The 20,825-nt window shown below is 63.3% G+C and carries 17 protein-coding genes; 13 read left to right on the forward strand and 4 right to left on the reverse strand.

The window, feature by feature from the left end:
- Positions 1–93 precede the first annotated feature (93 nt).
- Positions 94–1,473: an MFS transporter gene (locus VG320_RS11525; RefSeq protein WP_327200234.1), complete on the forward strand. Its 1,380-nt coding sequence runs from the start codon at positions 94–96 to the stop codon at positions 1,471–1,473.
- Between the two features lie 18 nt (positions 1,474–1,491).
- Here the strand turns inward: VG320_RS11525 and VG320_RS11530 are convergent, their stop codons facing one another.
- Together VG320_RS11530 and VG320_RS11535 are read right to left on the reverse strand one after the other, a co-directional pair.
- The gene (locus VG320_RS11530) at positions 1,492–1,872 is read right to left on the reverse strand and encodes a DUF427 domain-containing protein (RefSeq protein WP_327200235.1); all 381 of its coding nucleotides are present in this window, start codon (positions 1,870–1,872) and stop codon (positions 1,492–1,494) included.
- 68 nt (positions 1,873–1,940) lie between these two features.
- A complete protein-coding gene (locus VG320_RS11535) occupies positions 1,941–2,783 on the reverse strand; it encodes a MetQ/NlpA family lipoprotein (RefSeq protein WP_327200237.1) in 843 nt (280 codons plus the stop codon).
- A 259-nt stretch (positions 2,784–3,042) separates the two neighbouring features.
- Between VG320_RS11535 and VG320_RS11540 the strand changes: the two genes are divergently transcribed.
- The 8 genes from VG320_RS11540 to VG320_RS11575 all read left to right on the forward strand — a co-directional run bounded on the left by VG320_RS11540 (position 3,043) and on the right by VG320_RS11575 (position 12,522).
- The gene (locus VG320_RS11540; RefSeq protein WP_327200238.1) at positions 3,043–4,575 is read left to right on the forward strand and encodes an MFS transporter; all 1,533 of its coding nucleotides are present in this window, start codon (positions 3,043–3,045) and stop codon (positions 4,573–4,575) included.
- Positions 4,576–4,695: 120 nt separating this feature from the next.
- Entirely contained in the window at positions 4,696–5,958 is a 1,263-nt protein-coding gene (locus VG320_RS11545; protein ID WP_327200239.1) for an SfnB family sulfur acquisition oxidoreductase, read from the forward strand.
- Between the two features lie 25 nt (positions 5,959–5,983).
- Positions 5,984–7,237: an SfnB family sulfur acquisition oxidoreductase gene (locus VG320_RS11550; RefSeq protein WP_327200240.1), complete on the forward strand. Its 1,254-nt coding sequence runs from the start codon at positions 5,984–5,986 to the stop codon at positions 7,235–7,237.
- The gene (locus tag VG320_RS11555; protein ID WP_327200241.1) at positions 7,237–8,655 is read left to right on the forward strand and encodes an LLM class flavin-dependent oxidoreductase; all 1,419 of its coding nucleotides are present in this window, start codon (positions 7,237–7,239) and stop codon (positions 8,653–8,655) included. Before VG320_RS11550 ends, VG320_RS11555 begins: the two co-directional genes overlap by 1 nt.
- 105 nt (positions 8,656–8,760) lie before the next feature.
- Positions 8,761–9,027, forward strand: coding sequence for a helix-turn-helix transcriptional regulator (locus VG320_RS11560; protein ID WP_327200242.1), 267 nt, complete (start codon positions 8,761–8,763; stop codon positions 9,025–9,027).
- A 3-nt stretch (positions 9,028–9,030) separates the two neighbouring features.
- Complete coding sequence (locus VG320_RS11565) at positions 9,031–10,359, forward strand: type II toxin-antitoxin system HipA family toxin (protein WP_327200243.1); 1,329 nt, start codon at positions 9,031–9,033, stop codon at positions 10,357–10,359.
- Between the two features lie 170 nt (positions 10,360–10,529).
- Positions 10,530–11,276: a response regulator gene (locus VG320_RS11570; RefSeq protein ID WP_327200244.1), complete on the forward strand. Its 747-nt coding sequence runs from the start codon at positions 10,530–10,532 to the stop codon at positions 11,274–11,276.
- Positions 11,248–12,522, forward strand: a complete 1,275-nt coding sequence (locus VG320_RS11575) for an ATP-binding protein (protein ID WP_414696022.1) — start codon at positions 11,248–11,250, stop codon at positions 12,520–12,522. Before VG320_RS11570 ends, VG320_RS11575 begins: the two co-directional genes overlap by 29 nt.
- On the opposite strand, the gene VG320_RS11580 is transcribed toward VG320_RS11575, so the two are convergent.
- Positions 12,501–13,181 (reverse strand): TetR family transcriptional regulator, encoded by a 681-nt coding sequence (locus VG320_RS11580; RefSeq protein ID WP_327200245.1) that lies wholly within the window; start codon positions 13,179–13,181, stop codon positions 12,501–12,503. The two genes, VG320_RS11575 and VG320_RS11580, sit on opposite strands and share 22 nt — an antisense overlap.
- A 302-nt stretch (positions 13,182–13,483) precedes the next feature.
- Between VG320_RS11580 and VG320_RS11585 the strand changes: the two genes are divergently transcribed.
- From VG320_RS11585 to VG320_RS11600, 4 genes are all read left to right on the forward strand, one after another.
- Positions 13,484–14,713 (forward strand): efflux RND transporter periplasmic adaptor subunit, encoded by a 1,230-nt coding sequence (locus VG320_RS11585; protein ID WP_327200246.1) that lies wholly within the window; start codon positions 13,484–13,486, stop codon positions 14,711–14,713.
- An 11-nt stretch (positions 14,714–14,724) separates the two neighbouring features.
- Positions 14,725–17,880, forward strand: a complete 3,156-nt coding sequence (locus VG320_RS11590; protein WP_327200247.1) for an efflux RND transporter permease subunit — start codon at positions 14,725–14,727, stop codon at positions 17,878–17,880.
- A complete protein-coding gene (locus VG320_RS11595) occupies positions 17,873–19,393 on the forward strand; it encodes an efflux transporter outer membrane subunit (RefSeq protein WP_327200248.1) in 1,521 nt (506 codons plus the stop codon). Before VG320_RS11590 ends, VG320_RS11595 begins: the two co-directional genes overlap by 8 nt.
- Positions 19,394–19,513: 120 nt before the next feature.
- The gene (locus tag VG320_RS11600) at positions 19,514–20,440 is read left to right on the forward strand and encodes a LysR family transcriptional regulator (protein ID WP_327200249.1); all 927 of its coding nucleotides are present in this window, start codon (positions 19,514–19,516) and stop codon (positions 20,438–20,440) included.
- 18 nt (positions 20,441–20,458) lie between these two features.
- Here VG320_RS11600 and VG320_RS11605 read toward each other — a convergent pair.
- Positions 20,459–20,825, reverse strand: a 367-nt coding sequence (locus tag VG320_RS11605; protein WP_327199616.1) for a DUF3138 family protein, incomplete at its 5' end; no start/stop codon positions are given.

The following is a 20,825-nucleotide window of genomic DNA, read 5'->3' on the forward strand; positions in this document are numbered from 1 at the left end:
AATGCTGCGATGCAGCATCGAGGTCCGCCCGGGCGACGGCTACCGCAGCCACAAAGGCGCGTCAGACGCCACCACATGTTTGGAGACAGGCTCATGCCCCAATCGATCGTCACGGACCAGGCGTCCGAGTCTGCGTTCGCCCCACGCGTCGCCGCATTGTCGACACCTTCCGCATCGGCGTCGCTCGCCAGCGATGACCTGCTCTACCGCAAGGTCGCCTGGCGCGTCATACCGTTTCTGTTCGTCTGCTATGTCGTGTCGTTTCTCGACCGCATCAATATCGGCTTCGCGCAACTGCAGATGAAGCACGATCTCGGTTTCAGCGACGCGATGTACGGCCTGGGCGCCGCCATCTTTTACGTGGGCTATGTGCTCTGCGAAGTGCCCAGCAATCTGCTCCTCGCGCGCTTCGGGGCGCGCCGCACCTTCATGCGGATCATGCTGCTCTGGGGCATTGCCTCGACCTGCATGATGTTCGTGCATGCCCCCGCGCATTTCTACGCGCTGCGTTTTTTGCTGGGTGTGTTCGAGGCGGGCTTCTTTCCCGGCATCGTGCTTTACCTGACCTACTGGTTCCCGCAGCGTCGCCGCGCCGCGGTGTTCTCGATCTTCTTCGCCGGCGTGGCCGTGGCGGGCGTGTTGGGCGGCCTGGTGTCCGGCTGGATCATGCGCGACCTGAACGGCGCGATGGGTCTCGAAGGCTGGCGCTGGATGTTCGCGATCGAAGGGTTGCCGGCCGTGCTGCTCGGGCTGATGGCGGCATTCAAGCTCGTGGACGGCCCTGCGCAAGCACGCTGGCTGAGCGACGCCGAGAAAGCTCATCTGATCGCGCAGCGTGACGGCGATGCCGTGCACGACAGCCAGCACGGCGCGCACACGTCGCGCGCGTTCCTTGCGGCGCTGGGCAATCCGCGTGTCTATCTGTTCGCGTTCATCTATTTTTCGCTGACCTGCGCGTCGCTCACGCTGAACTTCTGGATGCCGCTGATGATCCGCGACTTCGGCGTGCATGACGTGCTGGCGATCAGCCTTTACACGGTGATTCCGAATGCGATTGGCGCGGTGGGGCTGATGTTGATTGCGCGGCGATCCGACCGTCGCGCCGAGCGTCGCTGGCACTTCGCGGCCTGCACGGTCGGCGGCGGCATCGCGCTGGCGTTGCTCACGCTCCATCTCGCAAGTTTTGTCGCGATGATGGCGATTCTGTCCATCGCAGCCGTGCTGATTTTCGCCGCGCTGCCGATTTTCTGGGCCGTGCCGGCGGCATATCTCTCGGGCAAATCGGCCGCGGGAGGGATTGCGCTGATCAGCAGTATCGGCATCACGAGCGGCATCGTGAGTCCGTGGGTAATCGGCCTCATCAAGACACACACGGGCAGCATGGATAACGCGCTTTATGCGCTCGCCGCATTGCTCGCGGTGAGCGGCGCGGCGCTGCTGCTCGGCGTGCCGGCGGCGAAGGATTCGCGCTGATATCGGGTGCCGGGAAACTCAGCCGGGCAGTTCTTCAATCGAATCGACGCGGTCTGGGTAAAACGCCAGATGATTTTTGATCTGCGCGACGGCGCCGTGCGGCGCTTCGTAGGTCCAGATCGCGTTGATCGAGCGCTCGCCGCCCGGCGTGATCGAGTAATAGGAAGCGTCACCCTTATAGGGACAGTAGGTGCTGTGATCCGTGCGCGCGAGCAAGGCCATGTCGGCGTCCTCGCGCGGCACGTAGAACACCGGCGGGTAGTTGGCCTCGCGTAGCGTTAGCGCGCGGCGCGTATCGACAACAGTTTTCCCCGCGACCTTCACGACCACGCGCGACGCAGTGGGCTCGATCGTGATCGGATGGTCGGGGCCGGGGATTTTCACGGACTTTGCGGTCATGACGACGTTCCTTTTCCGTTTGACGAGAAAAGGAACGTTACTACAGTAGCGATTTTCGCGTACTGCGCTTATTGCTGCGGCGCGCCGCTCCAGGCGGGCAGGGTCGTGCCGTGATAGACGGCATTGATCTTCGCGGCGACATTCGCCTGCTGGTAGCTGGCGACGAGATCGCGCACCCACGGTGCGTTGGCGTCCTTCTCGTTGACGGCGATGAAGTTGCGATACGGGCTGCCGTCCACCTTCTCCTGCGCGATGCGTTCCTGCGGGATGCGGATGCCGGCCTTGACCGCCCAGTCGGTATTGACCACGGCCGCATCCAGATCGCCGATGGCACGCCCGACAATGCCTGCATCCAGTTCCTTGATCTTGAGTTGCTTCGGATTGCTTGCGATGTCGCGCGAGGTCGGCAGGAGGCCCACGTTATCACGCAGCTTGATGAGCCCATACGATTGCAGCAGCAACAGCGAGCGGCCTTCGTTGCTCGGATCGTTCGGCACGCCGATGGTCGCGCCCGTCGGCAGCGCGGCGACCGAGGTATGCTTGCGCGAATAAAGGCCGATCGGCTGCACATAGGTAAAGCCAACCGGCACGATGGCATAGTGGCGCGCGGCGATCTGCGCATCCAGATACGGCTTGTGCTGGAACGAATTGGCGTCCAGGTCGTGTTGCGCGAGTGCTTCGTTGGGCTGCGTGTAGTCGGAGAACGTCGTCACCTTGACGTCGATACCATGCTGCGCGGCGTTGGCGGCAACCACGCGCCACACGTCCTCGTCTTCGCCCGACATGATGCCCACGCGCACCGTATGTTGCGCCGCTGCGGCCGACTGGCCGAATGGCACCAACGCGGCGCCGGCGATCAGCGCGATGGAGGCCAGCCCCGATGCCAGCAGTGTTCTCTTGTTCTTGTTCATGGAAGTGTGACCGTGACGTGGTGAAAGATGGGGCGATGCTAGGGCGCGAGCGCGCCGCCGCCAAATAATTTCGCGCACGTTGTTTATCGCACGGATCGTCATAAGCACTTTATCCAGCGTGCAAAGCGCCTATGTACAAGGGCTCTGCGCATTCACCCCGGTATCCGCGATTCGCGCAAAGCATATGTGAAAACGTCGCTTTGCCGTGTGCGAAGCCCTGTCTACGATGCAGCGGATGCTATCTGGATGGGTTTCGCTCATGTCGACTATCGCTGTTCCTTCTCATGACTCCGGGTTCGGCGCACGCGCTGCTGCCAGCGCGGATACCGCGGCACACACCGTCATTCGCAGCGCCGAAGACGTCACGCGTCTGGTCAACGCCGGCCCAGCGCAGGGGACACGCACGCGCGCCGTGATCGCTATTGCGCTGGGCGGCGTGTTTCTCGATGCCTACGATCTCACTTCTCTGGCCTATGGCGTGAAGGACATCGCGCGCCAGTTCGCGCTTTCGACGGCTCAGGTTGGCCTGGTTTCGGCCGCAATCACATTCGGTGCGATTCTGGGCGCGCTGTTCGGCGGCTATCTGACCGACCGCATCGGGCGCTATCGCGTCTTCATGGCCGACATGCTGTTCTTCGTCGTGGCCGCCGTTATCGCGGGCCTCGCGCCCAACGCGTGGGTACTGGGCGGCGCACGCTTTCTGATGGGCTTTGGCGTGGGGTTAGATCTGCCGGTGGCGATGGCATTTCTCGCCGAGTTCTCACGCGTGGCGGGGCGCGGCAACAAGGCGGCAAGCGTCGCGGCCTGGTGCCCCGCCTGGTATGCGGCCACGAGCACCTGCTATCTGCTGATCCTTGGCCTCTATGCGATCCTGCCCGCGCATCACACGGACTGGCTCTGGCGGCTGACGCTCGCTTTTGGCGCGGTGCCCGCGATCGTCATCATTCTGGTGCGCCGCCGCTATATCAGCGAATCGCCGGTGTGGGCCGCGAATCAGGGCGATCTGGAAGAAGCCGCGCGCATTCTCAAACGTTCATGGGGCGTGGATGCCGTGGTCGAACGTCCCGCCGACGATGCCGCGACGCACACAGCTAAAGTACCGCGCGCGAGCTGGCGCAATTACGGCGTGCTGTTCAATGCCACCTATCGCCGCCGCACGATTCTCGCGGCGACTATCGGCGCGGCGTCGTCGTTCGGCTATAACGCGATTATCTTTGGCTTGCCGGTCATCATCGCGAGTTTCCTGAAGCAGGGGCCGCTCACGACCATCGTGGCGTCGCTGCTGCTCAATCTGCTGTTCGCGTTCGTGGGCGGTTTGATTGGCGTGCGCACCGCGCCCACGGTGGGCGCGTGGAAGATGACGGTGCTCGGTCATTCGTTGCAAGTCATTGCGCTGGTGGGGCTCGCGCTGATCGGCCATCCTTCGGGCGGCGTGTTTGTGGCGCTCGCCATTCTGCTACTGGGCGCTTATCTGTTCGGGCAGGGCTTCGGGCCGGGTTCGCACTCGATGGTTTATGCCTCGCTCAGCTATCCGACTTCGTTGCGTGGCATCGGCGTGGGTTTCAATCAGACGCTGGTGCGTTCGGCTTCCACGGTTTCGCTGTTTCTGTTCCCGGTGCTGGCGGCGGCGATCGCGATTGCGCCGCTCACGTCGTTGCTCGTGCTGCTGGTGATTCGCTGGGAACTGTCCGGTTATGACATCGATGGCGAAGATTATGGCGAGGCCGCCGCCGCGCGTCACGCGCGTGCGAAAGCCGATGCCGATGAATGCCCCGCCTGTATGCGGGCATAGCCGATATCGTCATATGCAATCGCAGAAAAACTAGTAGGGGATTGGAGTTCGCACTGTTCAAATGATTGGCAGGACCCGCGTCACAAGCGCGGAACGCCAATCAGGACAGTACGAATCGCCATGCGCACTAGTGAATCCTTCAACGCCGCGGCGCGTGTGCCGCGGCTTCCCGACCCGCACCGCGTGCGGCGCATCGCGAACGATGCAGAAGCACTCGAAGCGGCCCGCGTGCTTGCGCAAAACGCAGCGCCCGGCGCCTCGCAGCGTGACCGCGAGCGCGCGCTGCCGTGGGACGAACTCGAACGTTGGTCCGAAAGCGGACTTGGCGCGATCACCGTGCCGCGCGAATACGGCGGTGCGGACGTCTCATACGCCACGCTCGCCGAAGTGTTCGTGCTGCTCTGCGCAGCCGATCCTGCTTTCGGCCAGATTCCGCAAAATCATTTCGGTGTGCTGGGCTTGTTGCGCGAAAGCGGATCGCCCTCGCAAAAAGCGCGCCTTTACGGCGAGGCGTTGGCGGGACGTCGTTTCGGCAATGCCGGTCCGGAGCGTCGCTCGGCCGCTTCGCCCACGATCCTGCAGGGCGCGACGCGGCTTGCATCGACACCTGACGGCTTGCGCCTGAGCGGTGAGCGTTTTTATTCGACGGGCGCCTTGTTCGCGCACCGCGTGCCCACGCGCGCCACCGACGACGAAGGCCGCGCCGTGCAGGTGTGGGTGCCGTACGATGCGCCGGGTCTTACCGTCATCGACGACTGGAGTTCATTCGGACAGCGAACTACGTCGAGCGGCACGGTGCGTTTCGATAACGTCGCCATCGATCCGCAAGATGTATTGCCGCTCTGGCAACTTGCCGACAAACCCGGCCTCTTTGGGCCGACTTCGCAAATCATCCAGGCCGCGATCGATCAAGGCATCGCCGAGGCGGCCGTTGCCGATGCGATCGCCTTTGTGCGCGAGCGCGCGCGCCCCTGGATGGATTCGGGTGTGGCGCGCGCCGCCGACGATCCCTACATCATTGCCGATATCGGGCGTCTGCAGATCGATCTGCATGCGGCGCGCGAAGTCCTGCTCGACGCGGGGCGCACGCTCGATGCGCTGGCGCTCGACGCCTTTGGCAACGGCCTGAGCGAGAAAGCCAGTGCGCGCGCCTCGGTGGCCGTGGCGCAGGCGAAGGTGTTGACCACGCGCATCGCGCTTGAAGCGAGTGAAAAACTTTTCGAGCTGGCGGGCTCATCGGCGACGCGCGCGGCGCACAACCTCGATCGTCATTGGCGCAATGCGCGCACGCATACGCTGCACGATCCCGTGCGCTGGAAGCTGCATCTGCTCGGCAACTGGCATTTGAACGGTGCGCTGCCGGCGCGGCATTCGTGGAATTGAACGAGACTCGATTGGGAATAGAAGCATGAATGTCGATATTTCATCCGCGCTGCTGGAGCAACGCGACGAGCCGCCTGCACAGGCGCCTGCGCAAGTCCCCGCTCGTATTGAGAGCGATGAACAGGCCATAGCGATTGCGCAGCGCCTGGCCAGCGAATTCGCGCCCGAGGCCGCTTTGCGCGACCGCGAACGCCGTTTGCCCTGGACCGAACTCGACGCCTTCGTGACAAGTGGCTTGTGGGCGATCACGGTGCCGCGCGAGTTCGGCGGTCCGGCGGTGCGCAACGGCACGCTTGCCGAAGTCACGGCGACTATCGCCGCGGCGGACGGCTCGCTCGGGCAGATCCCGCAGAATCATTTCTATGCGCTCGAAGTGCTGCGCGTAGGCGGCAGCCAGGAGCAGCAGCGCTTTTTCTACGGCCGCGTGCTGGCGGGTGAGCGCTTTGGCAACGCACTTGCCGAGATTGGCCACAAGGATTTCCTGCGGCGCACACGGCTTTCGCGCGACGCGCAGGGCTGGCGTATCGACGGGCGCAAATTCTATTGTACGGGCGCGCTCTACGCGCACTGGATTCCCACGCTGGTCGTAAGCGAAGAAGCGGGGCGCGACGTGACGTATCTCGCGTTCGTGCCGCGCGCAGCCGCAGGCGTGACGATCACGGACGACTGGGATGGCTTTGGCCAGCGCGTGACGGGCAGCGGTTCCGTGCAGTTCGATGGCGTGCGCGTGGAGCCGGAATGGATCGTGCCGTTCCAGAGCTCGTTCGAGCGCGCCACCACGATCGGCCCGCTCGCGCAGATCATTCACGCGGCGATCGATCTGGGGCAGGCGCGTGGCGCATTCGACGCCGCGTTGCGTTTCGTGCGCGAACGTTCGCGTCCATGGATCGACGCGAAGGTGGAGCGTGCCGCCGACGATCCGCTCACCATTGCGCAATTCGGCGATCTGGCCGCGCGTCTCGCCGCCGCCGAAGCACTGGTGCGCCGCGCTGGGCGCTACGTCGATGCCGCGCAGGCCACGCCCAACGAGCAGTCGGTCGCGCAAGCGTCGATCGCCGTCGCCGAGGCGCGCGCGCTCACCACCACGATCTCGCTCGACGCCGGCTCGCGCCTGTTCGAACTCGCGGGGACGGCGGCGACGCTCGACGGTCTTGGGCTCGACCGCTTCTGGCGCAATGCGCGCACGCATACGCTGCACGACCCGGTACGCTGGAAGTATCACGCGATCGGCAACTTCTATCTGAACGATGCGCTGCCGCCGCGCCACGGAGCCTTGTGATGCCGCAACCGAACAAACCGAACAAACCGAACAAACCGAACAAAAAAACTGTTCTGCTCAACGCGTTCAACATGAATTGCGTGGGCCATATCAATCACGGCTTGTGGACCCATCCGCGCGATTGTTCGGCGGATTACCGCAAGATCGCTTACTGGACCGATCTCGCGCGCACGCTCGAACGCGGCCTGTTCGACGGGCTGTTTCTGGCCGATATCGTCGGCGTCTACGATGTCTATCAGCGCAATGTCGATGTGACGCTGCGCGAGTCGATCCAGTTGCCGGTGAACGATCCCACGCTGCTCGTGCCGGCCATGGCGGCGGTCACGCAACATCTGGGCTTTGGCGTGACGGTGAATCTGAGCTATGAGGCGCCGTATCTGCTGGCGCGGCGCTTTTCCACGCTCGATCATCTGACGCAAGGGCGCATCGGCTGGAATATCGTGACTGGCTATCTCGACAGCGCGGCGCGGGCCATGGGCGTGGCGGAGCAGTTGCCGCACGACGAGCGTTACGAGCGCGCCGACGAATACCTCGACGTGCTTTACAAGCTCTGGGAAGGCAGCTGGGAGCCCGATGCCGTGCTGCGCGACAAGGCGGCGCGCGTGTATGCGGACCCGGCGAAGGTGCATCGCGTGCAGCATGCCGGGCGCTATTACAACGTGGATGGCTACCATCTGGCCGAGCCGTCGCCGCAGCGCACGCCGGTGCTGTTCCAGGCAGGCAGTTCGGGGCGCGGGCAGCGTTTCGCCGCGCGTCACGCCGAATGCGTGTTCATTTCGCCGCCCAATCGCGCGGTGGGGCGCGAGACGGTGCGCGCGCTACGCGAGCAGTTGGTGCTCGCGGGACGGCGTCCGGACGATGTGAAGGTGTTCGTCGGCGCGGCGGTCGTGACGGGCGCGACCGAGCGCGAGGCGCGCGAAAAGTACGCGGATTATCAGCGCTATGTGAGCCGCGAAGCGGGGCTGGCGCATTTCGCGGCGAGCACGGGCATCGATTACGCGCAGTACGATCTGGACGAGCCGGTCGATTACACACCCGGCAACGCCATCGAATCGGCCACGCGTACGGCGAAGCAGCACGGCTGGACGCGTCGCGCGCTGCTGGAGATGTTCGAGCTGGGCGGGCGCTATCCGGCCATCGTCGGCACCCCGGCGCAGGTCGCGGACGAGCTGCAGGCCTGGGTCGACGAGGCGGATGTGGACGGTTTCAACCTGAGCCGTACCGTGGTGCCCGAAAGCTACGAGGATTTCGTCGATCTGATCGTGCCTGAGTTGCAGAATCGCGGCATCTACAAGACGTCGTACGAGGAGGGCACGCTGCGCCAGAAACTGTTTGGCGCTGGCGACACGTTGCCGCAACGGCATGCGGGAGCGTCGTTTCGTCAGCCCGTGCGTCAGGAGGCGGCGGCTTCGGTCTGATCTATTTATTGCTATCAGCGATATTTCCTGTTTATGCTTGTGAGTGATATTGCGTCAATATCGCTTACAGGCATATAATCGTTTTATGCCTTACAGGAATATCGCATGAAGATCATCGTCCACACGCCCGCCGGGCTTGCCGAGATCCTGCAATCGGCGAGAAAACAGCGCGGCCTGACCCAGACGCAGGCGGCGGCCACGCTGGGCATCGGCCAGCCGCGCCTGTCCGCGCTGGAAACCACCGGCACGGCCAGCATCTCCCTCGAACAGATGCTCGCGCTGTTCGCACTCTACGAGCTGGAATTCTGCGTGCAGCAGCGCGGCGACTCCGCTCCCGAGTACGAACTGCGTGAGGACGGGCCGGAGTGGTAGCCGATGGGCCGCAAATCACATTCGCGCACCCTGTCGATCTGGGCTAATGGCGAGCGCGTCGGCGCCTGGACGCTGACGGGATCGGGCGAGGCCGAGCTTCGCTACGACGCCGCCTGGAAGACGTCGGAGGCGGGCCGGCCGCTGTCGCTTTCGCTGCCGTTCGGTGTGGGCGAGCGGCCGCTGCGCGGCACGCGCGTCTATCACTACTTCGACAATCTGCTGCCGGACAGCACGGTGATCCGCCGGCGCATCGCCACGCGTTTTCGCACCGATTCCATCGACGCCTTCGATCTGCTCAAGGCGATCGGGCGCGACTGCGTGGGCGCGGTGCAACTGCTCGACGAGCACGAAACGCCCGCGCCGCTCGCACGCATCGACGGTACGCCGCTGGACGACGCCGCAATCGAACGGCTGTTGCTGGAGACCTCGGGCGCGGTGCAGCCAGGCACGGGCGACGCCGAGGAAGAACTGCGCATTTCGCTGGCCGGCGCGCAGGAAAAAACCGCGCTGCTCCATCACGGCGGCCGCTGGCTGCTGCCGCACGGCGCGACGCCCACCACGCACATTCTCAAGCTGCCGCTCGGTTTCATTGGCCATCGCAAGGTGGACTTCAATACCTCAGTCGAAAACGAGTGGCTTTGTCTGGCTGTGCTCAAGGCGTATGGGCTGCCGGTTTCGACGGCGAACATTGTGACGTTCGGCGCGCAGAAGGTGCTGGCCGTTGAACGCTTCGACCGCGCGGTCTCGCGTAGCGGGGCGCTATTGCGTTTGCCGCAGGAGGATTTTTGCCAGGCGCTGGGCGTCGCGCCGCACCTCAAGTACGAAGCGCAGGGCGGTCCCGGCGTGCGCGAGATCGCAGATCTGTTACGCCAGTCGCAAGCGGCGCGCGAGGACATCGAAACGTTTCTCTCCGCGCAGATCGCCTTCTGGATGCTGGCCGCGCCCGACGGCCACGCAAAGAATTTCAGCTTGCGTCTGCTGCCGGGCGGGCGCTTTCAGCTCGCGCCGCTCTACGACGTCATGTCGATCTGGCCCGTGGAGGGCGACGGCGGCAATCAATGGTCGTGGCACAAGGCCACGCTGGCCATGGCGGTTTGGGGCAAAAGCCGTCATTACCGCATGCGCGACGTGAAGCGCACCCATTTCGACGCCACCGCGCAGTTGTGCCACTACGGGCCCGATGCCGCACCGATCATCGAACGCCTCGTCGAGCGCACGCCGGCGGTGATCGAAACCGTTGGCGCGAGTTTGCCTGAGGGCTTTCCCCAGCGTGTGGCGGAACGTCTTTTCGACGGGCTACGCTTTTCGGCACAGCGGCTCGCTTTGTCGTGAGTCCCGGCGTGAGTTGCGTCGTGCCACGCGCCGCCAGGGCAAAATAGGCGCCGTGACATGATCCAAACCTGTTGACCTTTGCGATTCACCCGCCTTGCCCTTGACTTTGCAGCAACTACCCGTATGCCGGCACGTTGACCGTTGCCTTGCCGTCCCTGGAGGCGCACCCGATGTCCGATCCTGAGTTCCAAGTCCTGCTGGTCGACGACGACGAAGCGCTGCGCGATCTCCTGCGCGTCTTCTTCCAGCAACGCAATATCGAATTTTCCGTGCTGCATGACGCAATGCAGCTCGAACGCCGTCTCGAACGCGAACGGCCCTCGGTCATCGTTCTGGACGTGATGATGCCGGGCATCGATGGCCTCACCGCGCTCAAAGAGCTGCGCGGTCGCGGCGACCGCATTCCCGTGATCATGCTGACGGCCCGCGCCGACGGCACCGATCGCGTGGTCGGCCTCGAACTGGGCGCCGACGATTATCTGGGCAAGCCCTTCATGCCGCAGGAACTGCTCGCGCGCATTCGCGCCGTGCTGCGCCGCCAGGGCGACCCCGATCGCGGCGCGCCCGTCGAGCGCCGCGCGCCGTGCCGCTTTGGCCCGTTCGAGCTGAACTTTGCCACGCGCACGCTGCTGCGCGACGGCGAACCGATCAAGCTCACCGGCAGCGAATACGCGATGCTCGAAGTGTTCGCCCTGCATCCGATGGAAACACTCTCGCGCTCGCGCCTGCTCGATCTGCTGCATGGGCCGGGGGCCGAGGTGACCGAGCGCGGCATCGACGTGCCGGTCTGGCGGCTGCGCCGTCTGATCGAAGTCGATCCGTCGAATCCGCGCCGCCTGCAGACGATGCGCGGCGTCGGCTATATGTTCGTTCCGGATGAAGACGCCGATGAAGATGACGATAAAGCGGACCTTTGACACGCTGTTCATCCGGCTTTCGCTGATGACGATCGGCCTGATCGTCGCGGTGCATTTCATGGCGCTGCTGCTGATCGATCAGGAGCGCGCGAAGATCGATGCGCAGCGCTCGATCAACAATATGATGGTGGCCGCCGAGGTACGCGAACGCGACCCCGTACTAGCCGATCAGGTGGCCGATACCCTGGGCATCCGTTACGTCGGCGTGGAGCGGGCAGTGGCAGCGGGTTGTCCCGCGCCCTGCGCGGACACGTTTGGTCCGCTGGAGGAAACGCTGCGGCCGCGACTTGGGGTCGGCAGCCACGTCGTGGTCGAACCCGAGAGCAGCGACGTGTGGGTGCGCAAACAGAACGCGTCGTACTGGATTGTGATGCCGGGCTTCATGCCGCCGCTCAGCCATTTCATGGGCTTTTCCGCGTTCACGCTGATTGGAGCGATCGTGGTGGCGGTGATCTTCGCGTGGCAGGTGCAGCGCCCCGTGCGCGCGCTTGCCCGCGCCGCGCGCGAATACCGCATTGGCCGTGGCGTGCATCGTGTGGACGAAGCCGGGCCGCGCGAATTGCGCGAACTCGCGGGCGATTTCAACGACATGGTGAGCGAACTCGCCGAAGCGGAGCGCGAGCGCGCGGTCATGCTCGCGGGCATCGCGCACGATCTACGCACGCCCATTACGCGTATGCAGCTACGCGCCGATCTGCTCACCACCGATGCAGACCGCGCCGCCTTGCTGCGCGAGACCGAATCGATGTCGCGCATCGTCACGCAGTTCCTGGATTTCGCGCGCGAGAGCGTCAATCATTCGGCTTTTGTCGGCGTGGATGAGCATTGCCGCCGCGACTATGGCGCGCAGCAGGACGAAGATGCGCTCGTCAAGCTCGACCTTCGCGCGGGCGAGGGCTTCAAGTTGCCCGCTGTTGATCTCGACCGCATCCTGTCGAACCTGATCGAAAACGCGCTGACCTATGGCGAGCCGCCGGTGGAATTATCGACTTCGAAAGAAGAGGGCCGCTATGTGCTGCGGGTGCGCGATCACGGCGCGGGCGTGCCGGAAGACGATCTGCATCGTGTGCAACGGCCTTTCGTGCGTCTCGATGCGGCGCGCAGCGGCGAAGCCCATTGCGGGCTGGGGCTGGCGATCGTGCGCAGGCTCGTGCGCCATCACGACGGATCGATGGACGTGACGAATGCCGCACAAGGCGGCCTCGTCGTGACGATGAGCTTTCCTTATCCGCGCAAGGCGGTTTGAGCGGTGGCGTCGGTGCGGCGCACTGGCTGCGGGGAAATATGATCGGGAGTGCTGAGTTGTACGCAGCACAACACCGTTTCCACGACGCGCGCGACTAGCAGATCGTCCGCGCCCGGCTGGCCGCCCGCAAGCTGGCGGCAAAAGAATCCCGTGAGCGCCGCGTAAATGAAACGCGCCGATGCCTGGGTATCGAGCGCGATGTCGATTTCACCGCTTTGCGCGGCATCGTCGAGCACATCGGCGATTTTCGTTTCGGCGCTGGCTACAGCCGATTCCATGCGCCTGGCCAGCGCGGCATTGCGACGCACCGATTCCGCGTCGGCGAGCGCGATGCCATAGAGACGTCGCGCCGAGCGGTTGCCCAGCATCCGTTTGAGCTTGCCGCGCAATTCCTGCGCGAGCCACGCCATCGGCCGCATGCTGGCGGGGCGTACTGACAAATCGAAGGGCGCTAGCGAAAGATCGGGCCGCTCGAACAGCGCTTCGAACACATCGGCCTTGCTCTTGAAATGTACGTAGATCGCGCCGCGCGTGACCCCCGCTTTAGCGGCGATTTCGTCGAGCGTGGTTTGCGCGAACCCCTTGCGCGCGAAAATCTGCTCCGCGCATTCAAGCAGCGTTTTGCGCAACGCAAGCGACTGCTCTCTCGTCCTTCTCATATCAGACAGCCCTTAAAACAGCTCTTCAACAGCCCTTCGAATTCTCTACATGTCGCGTACGCATCGCGCACACGAACAACATCCGACCCCGTTGTACAGCCCCACCGGCAAGGCGTGGGCGCACGTTGGGCATCAAGTCCGGCCAATCTTACCTGCGCGTCTTATGCGTTTGCTTAGTGAATCTTACGGAGCATTTGCGTCGTAACCCGGCGCATTGCGTGGCCAGATACATTTCGCGTGAAGCAATGTTTAAGGAATTGGTAAGCCAGTCGGGCCGCAGGTCCGCCGTGCCTCAAGCGAATATGACAAGACATTCAGGAATTCACGCCATCACCCCGGGAACGCCCATACTCAGCGCCGTCGCACTCGTGTGCGCCGCCATCGGCCTTGGAGCCTGTTCGGACAAACCGCAAACCACCGCCGCCGTCACGCCTGAAGTCAACGTGATGCGCGTGCAAACCACCGCCGTCCCTGTTTCGGTCGAATTGCCGGGCCGCGTGAGCGCGCATCTCGTCGCCGAGGTGCAGGCGCGTGCAACGGGCATCGTGCTCAAGCGCAGCTTCGTCGAAGGCAGCCAGGTGAAGGCTGGCCAACTGCTTTATCAGATCGACCCCGCGCCTTATATCGCCTCGCTCGATAGCGCAAAGGGCGCACTCGCCAAGGCGCGTGCGACGCTGATCGCCGCGCAGGCGCAGGCCGATCGTTACAAGGTGCTCGTCGCCGCCAACGCGGTCAGCAAGCAGGACTACGACAACGCCGTGGCTTCCGCCGGTGAGGCGCAGGCCGACGTGGAAGCCGACGCCGCAAGCGTCGAGACCGCGAAGATCAATCTCAGCTACACGAACGTCTATTCGCCGATCTCGGGGCGCATCGGCAAATCGTCGGTGACGCCGGGCGCCTATGTGCAGTCGAGCGGCGCAACGGAACTGGCTACCGTGCAGCAGCTCGATCCCGTTTATGTGGACCTCACGCAATCGAGCGTCGATGGTCTGAAGCTGCGCCGCGCCGCCGCCGAAGGCAAGGTCACGCTGACCGGCCCGCATGCCGCCAAGGTGCAGCTGATTCTGGAAGACGGCCAGCCGTATCAGGGCGACGGCCACCTCGAATTCTCCGACGTGACCGTCGATCAGACCACGGGTTCGGTTACCGTGCGCGCCACTTTCGACAATCCGCAGAACGTGTTGCTGCCGGGCATGTATGTGCGCGCGCGTATCAACGAAGGCTACAACGAGCAGGCCGTACTGGTGCCCGAAGCCGCCGTCGCGCACGACCAGAAGGGTAACCCGACGGCGCTCGTCGTCAATGCGCAGAACAAGATCGAAGCGCGCCAGCTCACCACGGGCGGCGTGACCAACGATAACTGGATTATCGAAAAGGGCCTTGTGGCGGGCGATCGCGTCGTGATCGCCGGTGGCATGAAGGTACAGCCGGGCGAAACCGTGAATGCCGTCGACAAGGGCGTCACGCCGACCTCGGCCGTTGCGCCCGCAACGGCTTCGGCTGCCGTGGCCGCGTCCGCTGGCGCAGTGTGAGGTTGCAATAAATGGCTCGATTTTTCATAGACAGGCCAATCTTCGCCTGGGTGATTGCGATCATCCTGATGATGGCGGGGTTGGCATCCATCTTTAACTTGCCGGTGGCGCAGTATCCGACGATCGCGCCGCCTTCCATCCAGATCAGCGCGAGCTACTCGGGCGCTTCGGCCAAGACCGTCGAAGACACCGTGACGCAGGTGATCGAGCAGCAGATGAGCGGCCTCGACCATCTGCTGTATATGTCGTCGACGTCCGACGATTCCGGCTCGGCCACGATCACGCTGACCTTCGCGGCGGGTACCAATCCCGACATCGCGCAGGTGCAGGTGCAGAACAAGCTGCAACTCGCCACGCCGGTGCTGCCGACCGTGGTGCAGCAGGCTGGTATCAAGGTCACAAAATCCAGCAGCAGCTTCCTGATGGTGATGGCCTTCGTGTCCGCCGACGGCAGCATGGACCGCTACGATCTCGCGAACTATGTGGCTTCGCATATCGAAGATCCGCTGAGCCGCGTCGACGGCGTTGGCACGGTCACGCTGTTCGGCACGCAGTTCTCGATGCGCGTGTGGCTGGACGCTGACAAGCTCAATAAGTATTCGCTCACGCCAGTCGATGTCGAAACGGCGATCACGAACCAGAACGTCCAGGTGGCGGCCGGTTCGATCGGCGGCACGCCAGCGGTGAAGGGCCAGGCGATGCAGGCGACCATCACCGAGGCCTCGTTCCTTCGGACGCCGGAAGAATTTGGCAATGTGCTGCTGAAGGTGAACCAGGACGGCTCGCAGGTGCGCCTTAAGGACGTATCGCGCATCGAACTGGGCGGCGAAAACTATAACTTCGATACCAAGTACGACGGCGCTCCCGCAGCCGGCTTCGGCATCCAGCTCGCGACCGGCGCCAACGCGCTGCAGACCGAAAAGCTGGTGCAGGCCAAGCTCGCGGAACTGTCGAAGAACTTCCCGCATGGTCTCGTCGTGAAGTATCCGTACGACACCACGCCGTTCGTGCGCCTGTCGATCGAGGAAGTGGTCAAGACGCTGCTGGAAGGCATCGTGCTGGTGTTCCTCGTGATGTATCTGTTCCTGCAGAACCTGCGTGCGACGCTGATCCCGACGATCGCGGTGCCGGTGGTGCTGCTGGGTACGTTCGCGATCATGAGCGCGGTGGGCTTCTCGATCAACACGCTTTCCATGTTCGGCCTGGTGCTGGCTATCGGCCTGCTGGTGGACGACGCGATTGTGGTGGTGGAAAACGTCGAGCGCGTGATGGTGGAAGAAGGTTTGCCACCGAAGGAAGCGACGCGCAAGGCCATGGGGCAGATCACCGGCGCACTGGTGGGCGTGGCGCTGGTGCTCTCGGCGGTGTTCGTGCCGGTGGCGTTTTCGGGCGGTTCCGTCGGCGCCATCTATCGTCAGTTCTCGCTGACGATCGTGGCGGCGATGGTGCTGTCCGTGCTCGTCGCGCTGATTCTGACGCCGGCGCTGTGCGCGACCATCCTCAAGCCGATCCCGCAGGGCCACCACGAAGAAAAGAAGGGCTTCTTCGGCTGGTTCAACCGCACGTTTGACAAGGGCCGCGACAAGTATCACGGCGGCGTGCAACACGTTATCCGCCGTTCTGGCCGCTGGTTTGTGATCTATCTGGCGGTGGTGGTCGGCGTGGGCTTCCTGTTCGTGCGTCTGCCGAAGTCGTTCCTGCCCGAAGAGGATCAGGGCACGATGTTCGTGCAGGTGCAGACGCCCGCGGGCTCGACCCAGGAAACCACGGCGCGCTCGCTCAAGGCGGTGACCGACTATCTGCTCACGGACGAGAAGAACATCGTCGAATCCGTCTTTACGGTGAACGGCTTTAACTTCGCGGGCCGTGGCCAGAACTCGGGCATGGTGTTCGTGCAGATGAAGGACTTCTCGAAGCGCCGTAATGCGGACGAAAAGGTCCAGGCGCTCGTTGGCCGCGTGTTCAAGCACTTCGCCAACGACAAGGACGCGATGGTCATTCCGATCAATCCGCCTTCGATTCCCGAACTGGGCACGGCCTCGGGCTTCGACTTCGAACTGACCGACAACGCCTCGCTTGGCCACGACAAACTGATGGCCGCGCGTAACCAGTTGCTCGCGATGGCTGCGAAGGATCCGTCGCTGGCCCTCGTGCGTCCGAACGGCCTGAACGACACGCCGCAATACAAGGTCGATATCGACCGCGAAAAGGCTGAATCGATGGGCGTGGCGGCTTCCGATATCGACGACACGTTCTCGATTGCGTGGGGTTCGAAGTACATCAACAACTTCCTCGACACGGATGGCCGGATCAAGCGCGTCTATGTGCAGGCCGATGCGCCGTACCGCATGAATCCGGACGATCTGGGCCGCTGGTACGTGCGTGGCTCGTCGGGCACGATGGTGCCGTTCGACGCCTTCGCGAAGGGCAAGTGGACTTTCGGCTCGCCGAAGCTCGAACGTTACAACGGCATCTCGTCGCTGGAAATCCAGGGGCAGGCCGCAACGGGCAAGTCCACCGGCCAGGCGATGAACGCGATGGAGCAGATTGCTTCGAAACTGCCGGCCGGCATTGGCTATTCGTGGACGGGCCTCTCGTTCCAGGAAATCCAGTCGGGTAGCCAGGCGCCGTTGCTCTACGCCATCTCGATCCTCGTGGTGTTCCTGTGTCTTGCGGCGCTCTATGAAAGCTGGTCGATTCCGTTCTCGGTGATTCTGGTGGTGCCGCTGGGTGTGATCGGCGCGCTGCTTGCCGTGACGTTGCGCGGCCTCGAAAACGACGTGTTCTTCCAGGTGGGTCTGCTCACGACCGTGGGTCTGTCGGCGAAAAACGCGATTCTGATCGTGGAATTCGCGCGCGAATTGCAGGAGCAGCACGGCATGACCGCCGTTGCCGCGGCGCTTGAAGCGGCGCGCCTGCGACTGCGCCCGATCCTGATGACGTCGATGGCCTTCGTGCTCGGCGTGCTGCCGCTGGCGATCAGCAATGGCGCCGGTTCGGCTAGCCAGCATGCAATCGGCACTGGCGTGATCGGCGGCATGTTCACCGCCACCTTCCTCGCCATTTTCATGATTCCGATGTTCTATGTGGTCATTCGATCGAAATTCGGCAGCAAGAAGCCTGCCGACGCCGAAGCGGCGCACGTGCAGGAGAACGGCCATGAATAAGCTCACGCTGAGCGTAGTGGCTGCGGCGGTGGTCTGCCTGACTTCCGCCTGCACGCTGGAGCCGCATTACACGCAACCGGCCGCGCCGGTATCGTCTGCGTATCCGACCGGGCCGGCGTACGACAGCCAGCCCACGGACGGTGCGCACAGCGCGAAGGGGCTTGCGGCGGCCGATATCGGCTGGCGCGACTTCTTCAAGGACCCGCGCCTGCAAAAGATCATCGAGCTTGCGCTGCAAAACAACCGCGATCTGCGCGTCTCCGTGCTCAAGGTGGCACAGGCGCGTGCGCAGTACCGCATCGAACGCGCCAACCTGCTGCCGACGCTCGATGTGACCGGCACCGGAACACGCACGCGCACGCCCGCCGATCTTTCGGAAGTGGGCCGCGCAACCGTGTCGAGCGACTATCAGGCCGCAGCGGGCGCATCGTGGGAACTGGACTTCTTCGGCAAGGTGCGCAGCCTTTCGAATCAGGCGCTGCACACGTACCTGTCGACGGCTGAAGCACGCAAGGCGGCGGAGATCACCCTGGTCTCCGAAGTCGCCGACCAGTACCTGACGATGATCGCTTACGACGACTCGCTCAAGGTCACGAAGGCGACGCTCGATTCGGCGCAGAAGTCGTATGAACTGACCAAGGTCGAATACGACACGGGTACGGGTTCCGAGCTCGATCTGCGCGAAGCCGCCGGCACCATGCAGCAGGCGCATGCGAACTACGAGAGCCAGTTGCGTCTGCGCGCACAGGCGGAAAACGCGCTGGTGCTGCTGGTCGGCGCGCCGTTGCCTGCCGATCTGCCTGCAGGCTTGCCGCTCGATTCGCAGGACCTGCTCGCCGATATCCCGGCGAACCTGCCGAGCGAACTGCTCACGCGCCGCCCCGACATTCTCGAAGCCGAGGAAACGCTCAAGGCCGCCAACGCCAATATTGGCGCGGCGCGCGCGGCGTTCTTCCCGAGCATCAGCCTGACGGGCCAGTTTGGCTATGCCAGCGCGAGCCTGGGATCGCTCTTCAAGCCAGGACAACTCGCGTGGGACTTCGGCCCGACGATCACGATGCCGATCTTCGAGGGCGGAGCGAACAAGGCGAGCCTGGACGTGGCGAAGCTCGAAAAGGACGAGGACGTGGCCTCGTACGAAAAGGCTATCCAGACGGCCTTCCGCGAAGTGGCGGACGGCCTGGCGGCACGCGGCACCTATGACACGCAGATCAATGATCTGCGCGCATACACCGATAGCCAGCAGCGCCGCTATACGTTGTCCGACCTGCGCTATCGCAACGGCGTGGACAGCTATCTTTCGGTGCTGACCGCACAGTCCGATCTGTATTCGGCGCAGCAGTCGCTCATTACCGCGAATCTCGACCGGCTCACGAATCTGGTCGATCTGTACCAGTACCTGGGTGGCGGCTGGATTGCCAATACGGGCGACGCGCCACGCAACGCCGATTCGGATCACACGGCGATGGAGACCTCGCACGCGCCACAGGCAGGAGCGAGCGCGGTCCATTAAGCGAGCAGAGGGGCTTTTCAGCGTGCGGGGCAAGTGTCGTTTCCATGACTTGCCCTGCACGCGGAATTCTGGCGTGATACCACATCGTCATCGCCATTTGTTCGCCCTCACTCGCGTGATATGGAAAGCTCCCGACTCAATTTTTCCCTGCGCCAGCTGCGCTACTTCGTGACGGCGGCGGAAACGCTGTCGTTCACCTCTGCAGCGCGGCTGATGCATATCTCGCAGCCTTCCATTTCCAGTGCGATCTCCGAACTCGAAGACGCATTCGGCATTCAACTGTTCATTCGCCATCATGCCGCCGGTCTGTCGCTGACGCAGGCGGGGCGCGAATTGCTCGGCAAGACGCGCGATCTTTTAAAGAACGCAGAAGAGTTGCAATCGGTCGCGCGTGGGCTCGACACGGGTATGACCGGGACGATTGCGCTGGGATGCCTTGTTTCGCTGGCGCCGCCTTTATTGTCGGGGCTTATCAGCCGTTTTCTTGCCGACCATGCAGGGATTGCTTTTAAAACGACTGAAGGGCATCAGGACGATCTGTTCAAAGGCTTGCACGACGGTTCGCTCGATATTGCGCTCACTTACGATATCGATCTCACCGATGAAATCGACTTTCGCCCATTGGTGCGGCTGCCGCCTTATGTGATCCTGCCGAGCAAGCATCCTCTTGCGCAGCATCGTGCGGTGTCGCTTGCAAGCCTCGTGGACGAGCCGTATGTGATGCTCGATTTACCGCATAGCCGCGAGTATTTTTCCTCGCTCTTCGATGCGATTGGCCAGCGGCCTGTTCCCGTGTTTCGTTCTTCGCAACCGGAGGTAGTGCGGGGGATGGTGGCGAATGGGCTGGGTTACAGCATTCTGAATTTTCCGCTTAAATCGACGCAAACCGTCGATGGCGAGGATTTCGTGGTGAAGCGGTTCAAGGAGAAAGTCGTGGCGACCACGCTGGGTATTGCGCAATCGCGCACGATGAAGCCGCGTATGGTGGTGCAGAAGTTTGCTTCGTTCGCGGAAGGGTTGATCAAGACTCAGTATGTGCGACCCTGAAAAGCCGAAGTCGCCTTCCTAGAACGAATAGATGAACTGCGCTCCCAGCAAGTCGTTGCTTTTGCTGTACGAGCCGTCGTTACGCAGGAACACATTCTGCGACGCCCAGTCGTGGCGGTATTCGACCTTCACCGTGATCTGCTGCGTCGGATAGAACAACAGGTCCAGCGCTACGTCCTGACGTACCGCACCCTTGCACTGGAAGCCCAGGCCGCCGTTGGCTTCCGAATTTGCCAGGCAGTCCGCACCAATACCAAAGCCGTTGTACGGGTCCATACCGTTGCCGTTGAGCGCCACGCCGCCACCGCCGCCGCCGTTCTTGCTGTCGGCCAGCAGGTCGTAACGGGCGGTCACGCCCATGCGGCCCACCACCGGCGCGTTGAAC

Origin of the sequence: Paraburkholderia sp. (assembly GCF_035948235.1) — a bacterium.
Lineage (GTDB): Bacteria > Pseudomonadota > Gammaproteobacteria > Burkholderiales > Burkholderiaceae > Paraburkholderia.

What these genes read in the sequence shown, in the direction of transcription:
- VG320_RS11595 (WP_327200248.1), top strand. Translation starts at nt 17,873, where the DNA reads ATGAATAAGCTCACGCTGAGCGTAGTGGCTGCGGCGGTGGTCTGCCTG.
- VG320_RS11555 (WP_327200241.1), top strand. Translation starts at nt 7,237, where the DNA reads ATGCCGCAACCGAACAAACCGAACAAACCGAACAAACCGAACAAAAAA.
- VG320_RS11600 (WP_327200249.1), top strand. Translation starts at nt 19,514, where the DNA reads ATGGAAAGCTCCCGACTCAATTTTTCCCTGCGCCAGCTGCGCTACTTC.
- VG320_RS11580 (WP_327200245.1), bottom strand. Translation starts at nt 13,181, where the DNA reads ATGAGAAGGACGAGAGAGCAGTCGCTTGCGTTGCGCAAAACGCTGCTT.
- VG320_RS11565 (WP_327200243.1), top strand. Translation starts at nt 9,031, where the DNA reads ATGGGCCGCAAATCACATTCGCGCACCCTGTCGATCTGGGCTAATGGC.
- VG320_RS11540 (WP_327200238.1), top strand. Translation starts at nt 3,043, where the DNA reads ATGTCGACTATCGCTGTTCCTTCTCATGACTCCGGGTTCGGCGCACGC.
- VG320_RS11525 (WP_327200234.1), top strand. Translation starts at nt 94, where the DNA reads ATGCCCCAATCGATCGTCACGGACCAGGCGTCCGAGTCTGCGTTCGCC.
- VG320_RS11535 (WP_327200237.1), bottom strand. Translation starts at nt 2,783, where the DNA reads ATGAACAAGAACAAGAGAACACTGCTGGCATCGGGGCTGGCCTCCATC.
- VG320_RS11575 (WP_414696022.1), top strand. Translation starts at nt 11,248, where the DNA reads ATGAAGATGACGATAAAGCGGACCTTTGACACGCTGTTCATCCGGCTT.
- VG320_RS11560 (WP_327200242.1), top strand. Translation starts at nt 8,761, where the DNA reads ATGAAGATCATCGTCCACACGCCCGCCGGGCTTGCCGAGATCCTGCAA.
- VG320_RS11570 (WP_327200244.1), top strand. Translation starts at nt 10,530, where the DNA reads ATGTCCGATCCTGAGTTCCAAGTCCTGCTGGTCGACGACGACGAAGCG.
- VG320_RS11545 (WP_327200239.1), top strand. Translation starts at nt 4,696, where the DNA reads ATGCGCACTAGTGAATCCTTCAACGCCGCGGCGCGTGTGCCGCGGCTT.
- VG320_RS11550 (WP_327200240.1), top strand. Translation starts at nt 5,984, where the DNA reads ATGAATGTCGATATTTCATCCGCGCTGCTGGAGCAACGCGACGAGCCG.
- VG320_RS11530 (WP_327200235.1), bottom strand. Translation starts at nt 1,872, where the DNA reads ATGACCGCAAAGTCCGTGAAAATCCCCGGCCCCGACCATCCGATCACG.
- VG320_RS11590 (WP_327200247.1), top strand. Translation starts at nt 14,725, where the DNA reads ATGGCTCGATTTTTCATAGACAGGCCAATCTTCGCCTGGGTGATTGCG.
- VG320_RS11585 (WP_327200246.1), top strand. Translation starts at nt 13,484, where the DNA reads ATGACAAGACATTCAGGAATTCACGCCATCACCCCGGGAACGCCCATA.